The 13,572-nt window shown below is 40.1% G+C and carries 12 protein-coding genes; 3 read left to right on the forward strand and 9 right to left on the reverse strand.

The window, feature by feature from the left end:
- Positions 1-9: 9 nt before the first annotated feature.
- The 4 genes from thrS to PGP85_RS07155 form a co-directional block, all read right to left on the reverse strand.
- Positions 10-1,914: a threonine--tRNA ligase gene (gene thrS, locus PGP85_RS07140; protein WP_010740825.1), complete on the reverse strand. Its 1,905-nt coding sequence runs from the start codon at positions 1,912-1,914 to the stop codon at positions 10-12.
- Between the two features lie 378 nt (positions 1,915-2,292).
- Entirely contained in the window at positions 2,293-4,974 is a 2,682-nt protein-coding gene (locus PGP85_RS07145) for an ABC transporter permease (RefSeq protein ID WP_270326780.1), read from the reverse strand.
- A 121-nt stretch (positions 4,975-5,095) separates the two neighbouring features.
- A complete protein-coding gene (locus PGP85_RS07150) occupies positions 5,096-6,439 on the reverse strand; it encodes a PFL family protein (protein WP_251866158.1) in 1,344 nt (447 codons plus the stop codon).
- Positions 6,440-6,451: 12 nt separating this feature from the next.
- Complete coding sequence (locus PGP85_RS07155; RefSeq protein WP_010740828.1) at positions 6,452-6,721, reverse strand: ACT domain-containing protein; 270 nt, start codon at positions 6,719-6,721, stop codon at positions 6,452-6,454.
- A gap of 350 nt (positions 6,722-7,071) precedes the next feature.
- On the opposite strand from PGP85_RS07155, the gene PGP85_RS07160 reads away from it, so the two are divergent.
- Positions 7,072-7,803: an NADPH-dependent oxidoreductase gene (locus PGP85_RS07160; protein WP_270326783.1), complete on the forward strand. Its 732-nt coding sequence runs from the start codon at positions 7,072-7,074 to the stop codon at positions 7,801-7,803.
- Between the two features lie 33 nt (positions 7,804-7,836).
- On the opposite strand, the gene PGP85_RS07165 is transcribed toward PGP85_RS07160, so the two are convergent.
- The 5 genes from PGP85_RS07165 to PGP85_RS07185 all read right to left on the reverse strand — a co-directional run bounded on the left by PGP85_RS07165 (position 7,837) and on the right by PGP85_RS07185 (position 12,041).
- Complete coding sequence (locus tag PGP85_RS07165) at positions 7,837-8,580, reverse strand: cyclase family protein (protein ID WP_270326784.1); 744 nt, start codon at positions 8,578-8,580, stop codon at positions 7,837-7,839.
- A 130-nt stretch (positions 8,581-8,710) separates the two neighbouring features.
- The gene (locus PGP85_RS07170) at positions 8,711-9,649 is read right to left on the reverse strand and encodes an NADP-dependent oxidoreductase (RefSeq protein ID WP_270326787.1); all 939 of its coding nucleotides are present in this window, start codon (positions 9,647-9,649) and stop codon (positions 8,711-8,713) included.
- A gap of 63 nt (positions 9,650-9,712) precedes the next feature.
- A complete protein-coding gene (locus PGP85_RS07175; RefSeq protein ID WP_270326788.1) occupies positions 9,713-10,075 on the reverse strand; it encodes a DUF1722 domain-containing protein in 363 nt (120 codons plus the stop codon).
- Between the two features lie 168 nt (positions 10,076-10,243).
- A complete protein-coding gene (locus PGP85_RS07180; RefSeq protein ID WP_010740833.1) occupies positions 10,244-10,924 on the reverse strand; it encodes a fructose-6-phosphate aldolase in 681 nt (226 codons plus the stop codon).
- A gap of 160 nt (positions 10,925-11,084) precedes the next feature.
- Complete coding sequence (locus PGP85_RS07185) at positions 11,085-12,041, reverse strand: sugar-binding transcriptional regulator (protein WP_270326790.1); 957 nt, start codon at positions 12,039-12,041, stop codon at positions 11,085-11,087.
- A gap of 107 nt (positions 12,042-12,148) precedes the next feature.
- Between PGP85_RS07185 and PGP85_RS07190 the strand changes: the two genes are divergently transcribed.
- Both PGP85_RS07190 and PGP85_RS07195 read left to right on the forward strand, forming a co-directional pair.
- Positions 12,149-12,625, forward strand: a complete 477-nt coding sequence (locus PGP85_RS07190; RefSeq protein WP_010740835.1) for a YbaK/EbsC family protein — start codon at positions 12,149-12,151, stop codon at positions 12,623-12,625.
- A 220-nt stretch (positions 12,626-12,845) separates the two neighbouring features.
- Positions 12,846-13,529: a metal-dependent hydrolase gene (locus PGP85_RS07195; protein ID WP_270326791.1), complete on the forward strand. Its 684-nt coding sequence runs from the start codon at positions 12,846-12,848 to the stop codon at positions 13,527-13,529.
- Positions 13,530-13,572: the final 43 nt, after the last annotated feature.

Below are 13,572 nucleotides of genomic sequence, written 5' to 3' on the forward strand. Positions count from 1 at the left end.
CCGAATATATTATTGTTGATGGTTCTTTTCTTGCATCTGCTGCTTAAGCGTGTCTATGAAATCAGCTTTCTCCATCTGCTTAATCGTGTCACTGCCATGTTTACGAACCGCGAAGGTCCCTTCTGCTAATTCTTTATCACCAATCACTAAAATATAAGGAATTTTCCGCATTTCCGCATCACGGATTTTTTTCCCTAATTTTTCATTCCGTAAATCTTTTTCCACGCGAATTCCAGCAGCGTGTAGTTCATGAAATAAATCTTCTACCCCTGCTGCATGGGTCTGGGCAACGTTGATTAACGCAACTTGTTTAGGCGCCAACCAAAATGGAAATGCACCAGCATAATGTTCGATTAATATTCCCAAGAAGCGATCCAATGACCCAAAAACTGCTCGATGAATCATAACCGGCTGGGCCTCTTGATTATTTTCATCGACATAAGTTAAATCAAATTTTTCTGGCATTTGGAAATCCAATTGAACTGTCGCACATTGATGGCTGCGATTCAAAGCATCTTTGATATGAATATCGATTTTAGGTCCGTAAAAGGCTCCATCGCCTTCGTTGATATTGTATTTATAACCTAAATCCGTCAATACTTTTCCTAATGATGCTTCTGCTTCGTCCCACAATTCGATTTCACCCATAAAATTATCTGGCCGAGTCGAAAGTTCAACTGCATATTCAAAACCAAAAATCTTGTAAACTTCGTCAATAATTTTTAGCGCCAAGGCAATCTCCTGCTCGATCTGATCCTGGCGTACAAAGATATGTGCATCGTCTTGACAGAAGGTCCGAACTCTCAGTAGGCCATTCAACGCCCCACTGAATTCGTGGCGATGAACTTGCCCAAACTCCGCCATGCGCATCGGCAGATCCCGATAAGAACGTTTACGGTCCTTGTAGATTAAGCAATGACCGGGACAGTTCATCGGTTTCAAAGCATAATCCTCATCAGCAACCTTCGTAAAGTACATATTATTTTTATAATGATCCCAATGACCTGAACGTTCCCACAAACGTTGATTCAAGATTAAGGGGGTTTTTACTTCTTTATAGTCATACTTGGCTTGCAGTTCGCGTAAAAATTTCTGTAACTCATTTCGAATGATCAATCCATTTTCCAAGTAAAAAGGCATTCCAGGGGCTTCTTCTGAAAACATAAACAAATCTAGTTCTTTACCTAATTTTTGGTGGCTCCGTTTTTCCGACTCTTCCAAATAATCTAAATGCGCTAACAGTTGTGCCTTCTCAGCAAAGACGACACCCATAACCCGTTGCAGCATCTCATTGTCCGGATTGCCTTGCCAATAGGCTCCTGAAACTTTTAACAATGAAAAATACCTAGCAGTTGTTAATTCAAGTGCCATTGGTTCAAGAAAATACTCCGTCACATTGCCAAAAGAATAGACAAAAACTACTCGATCCGATTCTAGTTCGGTCAAGGAGAACATTTTCAACTCATTTTCTTTGAATACTTCTTTAGCCTCTGAAACAGTCATTGCCGCACTTTCGATTGGTGTATTGGCCTTAAGTTGCTTCTTAATGTGGTGTTCTAAATCTTTCAAAACAAGGGCACTCAATGGTTGTTTCACCCGCAGGTCGACCCAAATCGTTTGTTCCTCTTGCTGCGACTTCGCAAAGAGAGCTTCAGGATAATGCGTTTTGATGGCCTCTTCCAGCAAAAGACTGACTAACTGACAAATCGCTGTCGTTCCTTCAGTAGATGAACAATCATAAAAGGCAATCTCAGCATTCTTCTTAACAGGAGTTGATAAGTCAACGACTTCGCCATCAATACTGCCGACAACTGCTTCTTCCATCAATTGATTTTTTATTTCAAACAAGGTGGTGTTTTCTGCCACCTTTTGCTTATTTCCATCCGGTAAAACAATTTCGATTTCCTTTGACATTCTACTCAACTCCGATCCGCTTTTATCAGTAAGACGCTTATTAATATATACTTGTTTCTTCTAATTTTAACAAAAGGTCTAAAGGGTTTTCAATAAAAAAACGTCCCTATCAAATAGGGACGTGAATAAACGTGTTACCACCCAAGTTCCCAAAAAGTATACACCTTTTTGGCTCGTAAGATGCGTAACGGGCATCAGCCGGACCTTTTTAGGTCACTCAAAGGTTGTAAACTGATTTCCTCAACCAGAAGCTTCCAGCCGTGGCTTCTTTCTCTTGTGGCGAGTACAAAATCAATTCTTGTCCTTCTCACTGCATTCAACTATTGACTAAAGCATAGACTTGCAAAAAATTTTTGTCAACGCTTTTTTATTAAGAATTTATTCATTCGATTTTAGCGCATCAATCATATTTATATGCCTTAAACGAAAATGCGTTGCGATCATCACGATCACGGAGAAAAGAATCGTTAGTCCGCCTGAAAGGAGATATGCACCTGAACGAACCACTAATGGGAAGGTAATCGTCTCCATCGACGCTTGTACTAAAATAAACTTCGTTAAAACAATTCCTAGACCATAACCAAACAAAATTCCTAATATCGTAAAGACAAAGTTTTCACGGAAAATATAAGAAGTGACTTCTCGATCATAAAAGCCCAATACTTTGATCGTAGATAATTCGCGCAAACGTTCAGATACATTTATATTGGTCAAATTGTATAACACGATAAACGCCAACAGACCTGATAGGACGACAAAGATCCAAACAATCCCATCGAGATTATCCATCGAATGTTCTTGGGTCTCGATTTGAGTAGACATAAACGACGTATTCGTCACCTGATCTGATCCCAAAAGTTTTTGTGACAACTCTTTTTCTTCCGCATTGGTTAACTTTTTACTTTTCAATAAATAACTATTTGCGACGAAATCTTTTCCTCGAGCCTTTTGATAATAATCTTTTGATAAGTATAGGAAGTTTCCTAAATAATTATCCGTGATATTCGCAATCTTTATTTTAAAGGTTTGCTGATCTTCATCATAGACTGTTAAGTTGTCACCTTTCACTAAATCAAATAACTCAGCCATTTTTTGCGTGATCACGGCGCCATTATTAGGTAATGAGAAAATTTTTCCTTGTTTCTTTAAATGAAGGTACTCTTCAAATTTTTGACGATCATCGGGTACCATCATAGTCAATTTTTGATTGGCTTGTCCTTTTTGTTTCAACTCGACTGTTTGATTCATTGTAGCCAAATCACTCGTAATCTTTTTATTATCCGAAAAAATTGTTTCGACTGCCGCCTTATCCGGCTGATCTTTTAGTGTAACGATTGCATCATAATCAATAATTGGTCCAAACTGTTTGTCACCGACAGAACTAAGCGAATCTTTCAAACCCACTCCCGCAACCATCAACGCCGCACAACCAGCGATTCCGATCACGGCCATAATCATTCGTGACTTATAACGAAATAGATTTCGATAACTAACTTTTGAATTGAAACTCATCCGTGACCAAATTGGCTTGATCCGTTCTAAGAAGATTCGTTTGCCCGGTTTCGGCGCCTTCGGTTGTAATAGTTCTGCTGGCTTTTCATGCAGTTCCTTTAACAAGACAAGTAACGCCGCACCCAAGCTGGCGAATAAGAAAGCGACCGTTGCTTGAATGATCGGACGTGATAAGTAGAAAGCTGTTACTCCTGGGAAATTGTAACGATCACTTGAAAGCTCAAAAACTAATCGCGGCAGCGTATGGGTACCAATTACGGAACCCAAAACAATCCCAATAGCGGCCGCCGATAGAGCATAAATAATATACTTGATCGCTATTTCAAAACGTGAATAGCCTAATGCCTTTAACGTACCAATTTCTCGGCGGTTTTCTTCCACCATTCGAGTCATCGTTGTAAATGTGATTAAGGCCGCGATAAAAAAGAAAAAGACTGGGAAGACATTGGCAATCGCCGCAATTCTATCGGAAAGATCACCATACTCTTGAAAACCCGGATTATCCGCTCGCTGATCATAAGAATAGCTGGGCGTTTTTAACTCATTGATTTCATTTTCGCTATCGCTAATTTTTTGCTGCGCCGAGACTAAAGTCGCTCGATTGCTATCAAGTGCCTGTTGCTGCTGTGCTAATTCTGCTTGAGCCTGTGTGAATTGTGGATTTTCAGTCGGCATCATAGCCGCCTGTTGTTCTAGCTGTCGTTTAGCTTGGTCCAGCTCTTTTTGACCAGCATCCAATTTTGCGAGATTGTCCGCTACTTCCGCTTTTTTCGGCAGCAATTCTTTATCTGCTTCTTCTTTGATTTCTGTTGCCCGTTCTTTCGGCCGATCGGCGAAGATTTTTTCGACCTTCTCGATATTTTTATCCATCATTTTTTCGTAAGCTTTACCATAGGTCCCTTTTCCGTGGACATTTTCAAAGCGAACATAGATGACCGATTTTACTTCGTTCGTAAAATTGCTTTCTGGCAAATAGGCAAAGAAATCTACACTGCCGTTTCCAACGTTGGATAATCCGCGTTCTTCCGTACTTATATAGACTGGTGATTGTACAAAGCCTACGATTTTAAACTTTTTGCGTTTCAATTGATCGGATTGGTTGATCTGGTAGCTTTGATTTAGACGATAGCCTTCTTCTTTGGCTTTAACATCCAAAACAAGTTCATTCTCTTTTTTCGGCAGCCGTCCTTCTTTAAGAATTAATTGATTCTGCTGATTTGCTTTGTCGTAAGAATATAATTTGACCACTTGATTCTTAGCACGATCTGCATAAAAAAGCTGATGACCACTCTCGACTTTGGCTCCGGGAATTTCCTCTGCTAATTTTTCATCCTCTTCTGTCAATCCGCCAGTTGAAATGATTTGCAGATTCGATAATTCCTGCTTATCAACATATTGACTTGCAGATTGATTCAAGATCGGGCCTGTAGCTTTGATCCCGACATACAGCAATGTGCCTAATAGTATAATCAGAACGATTGAAATAAAGCGTCCTTTTGAATATATGATTTCGCGGAAACTTGCCTTTAGATACGTTTTATTTTTCATTTATCTACTCCTGTTTTTTCATCCATTTCATTCTAACACAAAACATTTTCATGACTGGCACGAAAAATTCTATCCACAAAAAAGAGTTTCCTGTCTTAGGAAACTCTTTAGTAGCATACAGTTAGTTTTTAAATGAATGGATCGGTGCAGGAATGCGTCCGCCACGAGCAACGAAATCATCAGAGCCTGCCGAATTAACTGCCATTACAGGCGCCCTTCCTAATAGGCCGCCAAATTCAACCATCTCTCCGATTACTTTGTCTTTCGCTGGTATGATTCTAACAGCGGTCGTTTTATGATTGATCACTCCGATGGCCGCTTCATCCGCAATCATCGCAGCAATACTGCTTGCAGGTGTAGCACCAGGAATCGCAATCATATCAAGACCAACCGAACAAATCGCGGTCATAGCCTCCAGCTTTTCAATCGTTAACGAACCGTTATTAACCGCATCGATCATGCCTGCATCTTCTGAGACAGGAATAAATGCCCCCGATAATCCTCCCACGTGATTACAAGCCATTACTCCGCCTTTTTTTACTGCGTCATTCAGTAATGCTAATGCAGCGGTCGTTCCATGGGTTCCGACTGTTTCTAGTCCCATTTCTTCTAACACATGCGCAACCGAATCTCCAACTGCCGGTGTCGGTGCCAATGATAGATCGACGATACCGAACGGAACATCCAAGCGTTCAGAAGCGATTTTCCCAACCATTTGTCCCATGCGTGTAATTTTAAAAGCCGTCTGCTTCACAACTTCAGCAACCACATCAAAGGATTCACCCTTAACTTTTTCCAACGCGCGTTTCACTACACCCGGTCCGCTAACACCAACATTGATGACACAATCAGCTTCGCCAACGCCATGGAAAGCTCCGGCCATAAATGGATTATCTTCAACCGCATTGGCGAAAACAACAAGTTTAGCACAGCCTAAGTCAGAGGCCTCTGCCGTGTCTTTAACAATTTGTCCCATATGCGCCACTGCATCCATATTAATTCCAGCTTTCGTTGAACCAATATTAACAGAAGCACAGACAAAATCGGTCTCGGCTAAAGCCTGAGGAATAGAGTCTATTAAAATTCTGTCCCCATGTTGATAGCCTTTTTCTACTAATGCGGAGAATCCGCCTAAGAAATTCACCCCTACAGCCTTGGCTGCTTTATCTAATGTTTTAGCAAATTTCACATAATCTGTATCAGGTGTCGCCGCAGCGATTATTCCAATTGGTGTAACAGAGATACGTTTATTAATGATTGGAATACCGTATTCTGCTTCAATCGCCTCACCAACTTTAACAAGGTCTTTCGCTTTTGTAGTAATTTTTTGATAAATTTTTTCACAGGCGCGATCACTATCGCTATCAATACAATCTAGCAATGATATCCCCATGGTAATCGTCCGAATATCCAAGTTTTCTTCTTCGATCATTCGAATCGTTTCTAGTATTTGATTGATCTCCACAAAGAGTCCTCCTTATAATTTATGCATCGTGTCAAAAATTTCTTGATTTTGAATACTAATCTTCACACCTAAAGTTTTACCTAATTCATGAAGTTGTTCCCGTGCCCCTTCAAAATCTTCTGCAGCATTGGTTAAGTCCACTAACATCATCATTGTGAAATAATCCCCCATGATTGTTTGAGAGACATCTAGAATATTAATTTTTTGTTCCGCTAATTTTTGACTGACACCTGCGACGATGCCAACCTTGTCTTTTCCGATAACCGTTACTACGCCACGCATTTGCATAACTCCCTTCAGATAATTGTTTCTCATTATAGCACAGAGATGGCAAAACAATTAGAATTTTATTAATAAAATCGTGTTTTTTTAACCAAACGTTCGTGTTTTTACAATTCTTCGGTTCTGTTTATTGAAGCTTGACGCTTTTGTGTAAATATTATTAACGATCAAAAATACTGAACACCTAGCTTTTTCACAAAATGAAGTCTTTCCGTTCTTAACAAATAGGCTTATCGATTGTCAACAATCCGAGAACTCTTTACTTCTAATCACTTTTTTTCTATGATAAATTCAACTATGATCCTTCATTTAGGATGACAAGTAATCTAACAAAATCAGGAGGTTTTTCTATGGATTTGTTTGAAACAATGATCCATCATTCGTCGGTCCGCTCATTTACTCAGCAGGAGTTATCAGCAGAATTAAAAGAGCGATTGATCTTAGCCGCTCAAAGTGCCAGCAGCTCTAACTTTTTACAAGCCTTCTCGTTGATCGAGATAACCGATCAAAAGAAAAGAAAAGCGATTGAAAAAATTGCTAATTTCCCGGTAGACAATGGAAACAACGGCCAATTTTATATTTTTGTAGCTGATTTGAATAAGCACGCAAATGTTTTAACTCTAAAAGAAGATTCGATGGAGTACCTGCGTACAATGGAATCCTTGGTTGTTGCAATTGTAGATGCTACCTTGGCTGCTCAATCAATGGCCGTTTATGCTGAGTCTGTTGATTTGGGAATCTGCTATGTCGGTGGAATTAGGAACGACTTGTTTCAAATGAAGGAAATTCTTGATTTGCCCGAATTGACTTATCCCGTTTTTGGCATGTTCATTGGTTATCCCGCTGTAAAAAATGAAGTTAAGCCGCGAATGCCAGTCAATGCTGTACTTGGAACCAATACCTATCGATCACTGACTCCTGAATTAATCAATAGTTACGACGAAGAAACTACGGCTTATTATCATGGACGCCGTTCCAATGTACAAGAAACCAACTGGTCGGAAAAGGTTCATCAACATTTTGAATTTCCACGACGTCAAAACACCAGCGAATTTCTAAAAAAACAAGGTTTCGTTTTTTAAACGAGACCTTGTTTTTCTGTTGTTTCAGGCCCTTCATTCTGCTGGAATGATCGCAATAGCACGGACATTAAAACCTGGAGCATCTTTGACTTTCGGCACCCCAATCGAAATTGCGCCGCCAATTGGCGGAAGATCTGTCAGTCGATTCAACACTTCCACCTGAAATTTATCTTGCTGCAACCAGTACAGTTCACCAATTAATCCCGCATTTTTTGTACAATCAACAGCCGAATCAGTATCCAATGTTTCATGACCCACTGCTGTCACCTTGCGTTCTTCATGTAAAAATTTCAGAGCTTCTAACGACCAGCCTGGTGTATGCGCCTGCCCAGTTTGATCAACATTGTAAAAAGCCTCTGGGTCTTGCCAGCGTTTAGACCAGCCGCTCGCAAACGCTACAAAGCTATCCGCTGGAATTTTCCCGTGTTCTGCTTCAAAAGTCCGAATATCCTCCACTGTCAGGCAATAATCTGGATTCTCTTCAACCGCCCGCTCTTTATTGATAACAATCAACGGCAGTAAAAAATCATTGATCGGCAATTGATCGACAGAAGCACGCTCCTCGACAAAATGTACAGGTGCATCGATATGTGTCCCATATTGCGTGACTAACTGATATTCTTTCGCGAAGAAGCCATCTTTCTTAACCGTTACTAGTGTTTTTTCCTGCATTGGTTGAAATGATTGGAAATAAGGTATCCCACCATAAATACTGTGACTCAAATCAATCCATTTCTGCTTTTTTAAAAAGGCAATACTGTTTGTAATTTCACTCATACTATTCCTCCTTATTTAATGTCCTATTCAATAGAAGCGTTTTCATTTTATTTTAACGATACCGAGAAATATATCTACTGTCAAATCCAAAAAAAGGTTGTACCAAAATTTCTGGTACAACCTTTTACTTTTAGTCATTGATTAAAACAATTTTTCCTTTTGCGTGATGAGTCGCACTCAATTCATGTGCTTCTTTTACGCCTTCTGCCGTAAGTGGATAAGTATGTCCAACGATACTTTTCACTTTTCCTTCAGTCATTAAATCTGCGATCTCTTGTAATTGCTTGCCATCAGGCTGCAGCCAGATACTTTCTGCCACTGCAACACGCTTGGCCAACTCTTCATCCGGCTGGCTGACGATTGAAATCAAGCGACCTTTTTCATCTAAAACGTTAAAGCTGTCTGCTTGAACATCGCCGCCCATTGTATCAAATACTAGATCAATATCTTCTAACACTTCTGAAAAATCAGTAGTATGATAATCGATCACTTGATCTGCACCTAGCTCTTTCAACAACGCATGATTTTTCTCACTTGCTGTTGTGATAACAGTTGCTCCGGCATTTTTTGCTAGTTGGATAGCATAAATACCAACACCGCCGGCACCAGCATGGATCAAGACCTTTTCACCTGCTTGTAGTTTTCCATGAGTAAATAATGCTTGATAGGCAGTTAAGCCTGCCAAAGGAACCGCCGCTGCCTCTTCAAATGAAACAGAGCCTGGTTTGTTTGCCAATAAATGATCATCAACGATCGTGTAATCCGCATAGGTTCCAAAACGCGTTGTTTCTGGTCGCGCAAAAACGGTTTGTCCAACGTGCCAATCACTTACTTCTGAACCAATCTCGACAATCTCACCCGCAACATCCCATCCTAAAATAATTGGAAACTCCCAAGGCATCATTTGTGCTAGATACCCCTCACGTAATTTCCAATCGATTGGATTAATTGAGGTAGCTTTGACTTTGACTAAAACCTGATGCTCGCCTAATTCCGGCAAGGTTACTTTACTTTCCTTTAACTGGTCCGAATGACCATATTGTTCAATTACAACTGCGCGTGTTTCCATTCATACATCCCTCCATATCTGCCCATTATAGAAGCAGGATCAAAAAATCAGAAACAATTTGCTTTAATCAAATAAGTGAGACTCTAAAAGATAAGTTACCTGATATTTTTCCGCCAATATTTTTAAATATATTCGTGCTTTATCCTCGGTTTCGGTCATGCCGTCTAAAACAGCAAAAAATTTTTGCCTTTCTTCAACCGTCGCTATTTTTTTGAAATAGCCCCAGACATGTTCATAGGCATTTCGCCGCGCCTTTAAATCAACCGGCAATTCTCTCACTTTGTCCAAGTGTTGATAAAACTGTTTCGTTTTTTCTTCCGACCATTGATTTCCAGAAAACAGCTGACGCAATGCTAAATACTCTTTTTGTGATCGCGCCATGACAAAATACTTCCACTGCGCCCATTCTTTTTGAATCTCATGCATCGCACTCACCTCAGCTTTAGGATAGCATTTCAACTGGCAAATCTCGTTGAAAAATGCTCAGCTTGTTCCACCTAGTAACCCGTGCAGCATTCAACAACTCAAAACTCCAATTTCAACTGGCTTAAGCAAAAAAAAACAGACAGCGTTACCTGTCTGTTTTTAATCCTATTATAAGTCAGCGACTGTTGTTCCTTCACCGAAGATAGCTTCCCAATCACCAGTAAAATCAGTTACTGCCTGAGCAATTGAAGGCATTGCTAAAGCTTGTTGGATGATATCAACACCCATTGTTGCAGCTTGACTTCCATTTTCTAAAGCAGCATTGACTTGACCAACATTCTTGAAGCTGGCAGCTAAAATTTTGGTCTCACTCTTTGTACGTGCAATTTCTTCTGCCATTTCAAAAATTGCTTCACGCGGATCGATGTTCAAGTTTTCCATTCGGTTGAAGTATGGTGCGATATAGTCAGCCCCAGCCGCAATTGCTAAGTATGCTTGGAACTTTGTATAGATAGCGGTAGCAGTCACGTTGATCCCGCGGCGCTTCAATTCCTTAATCGCCTTCAATCCAGGTTCATTAACCGGAACCTTAATGAAAACTTTTTGGTCGATATTCGCCAAAATCGTTTCCGCATCTTTGATGATTCCATCATAATCTGTTGCTACAACTTGTACGTGCAATGAACGTTGTTCACCAATGATGGTACGTATTTCTTTCATATGTTGAAAGAAGTCAACTTTTCCCTCTTTTTTCACGATCGAAGGATTTGATGTAACACCGGCGATCGGTAAAAAATCAGCGAATTTTTTAATATCAGCAATATTGGCTGTATCTAGCATAAATTCCATTTTTGAAAACTCCCTTACTCTTTTCTATAGACCAAGCATAGCATCACAGAAAAAAAAATTCCGCATTCATAGCATAAAAAAAACGAAAAGCTTTGTATCAAGCCTTTCGTTGCTGAATATTTCAGCGTAATCGCACAAATGTGCATTTTTTTATGAAAAACTACTTTCGCTGGTTTAAACGTAAAATTTCTTGAGCTGTTTCCTGATCAGTAATCAATGTTTTAAGATAGCCTTTTTTTAGCAATGGTACGATGGAACGAGCCTTTGAAATTCCACGAGCGATTCCCACCGATTGTGGAACTCTAGCCAATTCTTCTAAAGATAAGCCGATCGTCCGCTGATTCAGCGCACCATTCAATAGCTTTCCATAGCTATCATAGAACCGGCAGCAGCAGTCCCCAACAGCTTCCCGCAATTTTAACTCCTCATAGTCTGCTGGCGATAATAAATCCCGCCACTGACTTTTATGATAGCTCAAGGGACCGCCGACACCTACGATAACCAAATCAAGTCGTTTCCAATATTCTTTTAAATCATGGAAATATTTTGAATTAAAGATTCCTTCGGCCAACTCTTTTGTTTCTTGAATCACGGTGGCATTCACAAATAAACTATGTCCATTTAGTTTCCTTGCCAGTTCGTAGACTAGCGTATTGACATGATAACGCGAATTAATATGGCTCGGACCTCCAACTACAGGAACAACCGAAACATCAGATAACTGTTTCGGATCGATTTTATTCACTGCGTTACCGACACTGGCTCCCCATGACAATCCGATGACCATTTCATCTGATAATTGGCGGCGAATCCAAGCCCCTGCCGCTTCCGCTAACTGCTCTTCCTTCGCTTCTTCACTGGCATCAATTTCCGTTGGTATCAATTCAACAGCAGTCAATCCAAAAGAATGCTTCAACTGCTCCTCCAGCTCAAACAATCCGGCATCAAAATGATTGATTTTAATTTCCACGATACCTTCTGTTTTAGCCTGACTCAACATGCGGCTGACCGTTGTACGATAGATGGATAATTCTTTGGCGATCTGAGCCTGAGTCAGCTCTTGTTCGTAATACATGTAAGCAACTTTTGCAATTAATTTCTTCTTGTCCTCTTTCATGTCCGTTTCCTCCCGTAAGCAACTCTTCTTCTATTCTAACAAATATCATTTACTGCGTTCAGTAAAGCGTGTATCATATTTAATTAATAAAACTAGGAGGAATTTATATGTCTTTTGAAGCTGTAAAAGAATTTTTTTCACAGTATGGGATGGCCGAACGCATTCAAGAATTCCCTGTCTCGAGTGCGACGGTCGAATTGGCCGCTCAAGCTTTGAACTGCGCTCCAGAGCGTATCGCCAAAACACTGTCTTTTAAACAAAAAAAAGCAGATAAAAATATCTTGATTGTCGCTGCTGGTGACGCGAAGATTGACAACGCTAAATACAAAGCGGCTTTTGGTGAACGAGCTTTGATGCTAAAAACAGAGGAAGTTGAATCGATCATTGGACATCCGGTCGGAGGTGTTTGTCCTTTTGCAATCAATTCAGACATCGAAGTGTATCTAGACGAATCCTTGAAACGCTTCGAGAGCGTTTTTCCAGCTTGCGGTAATTCGAACAATGCGATCGAATTGACCATACCCGAATTAGAAAAATATACCCAGTACAAGCAATGGATCGATGTCTGTAAGAATTGGGCGTAGGAAACGAGAATGAAGTTCTATCTGCCATTCAACTTTGGCTTAGTCCGGATTAATAAGCACGCATCAACCGTTATCATTTAGCATATTAAACTGTCACTGCGAAATAGTGACTGATTTATTTCTTATCCCTACATTTTATACGAGTTCAGCTTAAAGCAAAAGCTTACTTATTATTATAGGAGTTCGCTATAATGAAGATGTATAAAGAGGAGGAAGTACTATGAAAATTACTTATCATGGTCACTCAGTCTTATCGATCGTAATGAAAGATGGACAAAAATTATTATTCGATCCCTATATTTCCGAAAATATTTTAACCGATTTACAAGCGGATAAAGTAGAGACTGATTGGATACTAGTCACACACGGACACAGTGACCACATCGGTGATATGATTCCGATTGCTAAACGCAACGATGCAACAATTATCAGTATTGTTGAAATCTGTAAATTTGCGGAAAGAAACGGTGTGAAAAAGACCCACGGAATGAATATTGGCGGAAAATTTGATTTTCCTTTCGGCCGAGTAAAGATGGTTCATGCTCAACATAGCTCAGGGTACGAAGTCGATGGACAGATGCTTTACATGGGCGAAGCCGCTGGATTTATTTTACAGGCGGAGGGAAAAACAATCTATCATGCTGGCGATACATCGAACTTTGGTGACATGGCGCTCTTTGGTGATGCCTTCGATATCGATATTGCCTTCTTGCCAATCGGGGATAATTTCACGATGGGACCACATGAAGCAGCCAGTGCAGCTAAACGCTTAAAGGCCAAACAAGTCGTACCAATCCATTACAATACCTTTCCTGTTATAAAACAAGATCCTGAAGAATTTGTTAAACTACTGCCAGATACGATTGGTAAAGTTATGGCTGTTGGAGAAACCATTGAAATTTAATTAGTAAAAACTTGTGAGTAAAATTTGCTCACAAGTTTTTTTG

This window comes from Enterococcus malodoratus (assembly GCF_027659535.1).
GTDB lineage: Bacteria > Bacillota > Bacilli > Lactobacillales > Enterococcaceae > Enterococcus_A > Enterococcus_A malodoratus.

Excerpts from the sequence above, each read along its gene's own strand:
- PGP85_RS07160 (WP_270326783.1), top strand. The coding sequence starts at position 7,072 with ATGGATTTGTTTGAAACAATGATCCATCATTCGTCGGTCCGCTCATTT.
- PGP85_RS07185 (WP_270326790.1), bottom strand. The coding sequence starts at position 12,041 with ATGAAAGAGGACAAGAAGAAATTAATTGCAAAAGTTGCTTACATGTAT.
- PGP85_RS07165 (WP_270326784.1), bottom strand. The coding sequence starts at position 8,580 with ATGAGTGAAATTACAAACAGTATTGCCTTTTTAAAAAAGCAGAAATGG.
- PGP85_RS07195 (WP_270326791.1), top strand. The coding sequence starts at position 12,846 with ATGAAAATTACTTATCATGGTCACTCAGTCTTATCGATCGTAATGAAA.
- PGP85_RS07145 (WP_270326780.1), bottom strand. The coding sequence starts at position 4,974 with ATGAAAAATAAAACGTATCTAAAGGCAAGTTTCCGCGAAATCATATAT.
- PGP85_RS07190 (WP_010740835.1), top strand. The coding sequence starts at position 12,149 with ATGTCTTTTGAAGCTGTAAAAGAATTTTTTTCACAGTATGGGATGGCC.
- PGP85_RS07175 (WP_270326788.1), bottom strand. The coding sequence starts at position 10,075 with ATGCATGAGATTCAAAAAGAATGGGCGCAGTGGAAGTATTTTGTCATG.
- thrS (WP_010740825.1), bottom strand. The coding sequence starts at position 1,914 with ATGTCAAAGGAAATCGAAATTGTTTTACCGGATGGAAATAAGCAAAAG.
- PGP85_RS07155 (WP_010740828.1), bottom strand. The coding sequence starts at position 6,721 with ATGCGTGGCGTAGTAACGGTTATCGGAAAAGACAAGGTTGGCATCGTC.
- PGP85_RS07180 (WP_010740833.1), bottom strand. The coding sequence starts at position 10,924 with ATGGAATTTATGCTAGATACAGCCAATATTGCTGATATTAAAAAATTC.
- PGP85_RS07170 (WP_270326787.1), bottom strand. The coding sequence starts at position 9,649 with ATGGAAACACGCGCAGTTGTAATTGAACAATATGGTCATTCGGACCAG.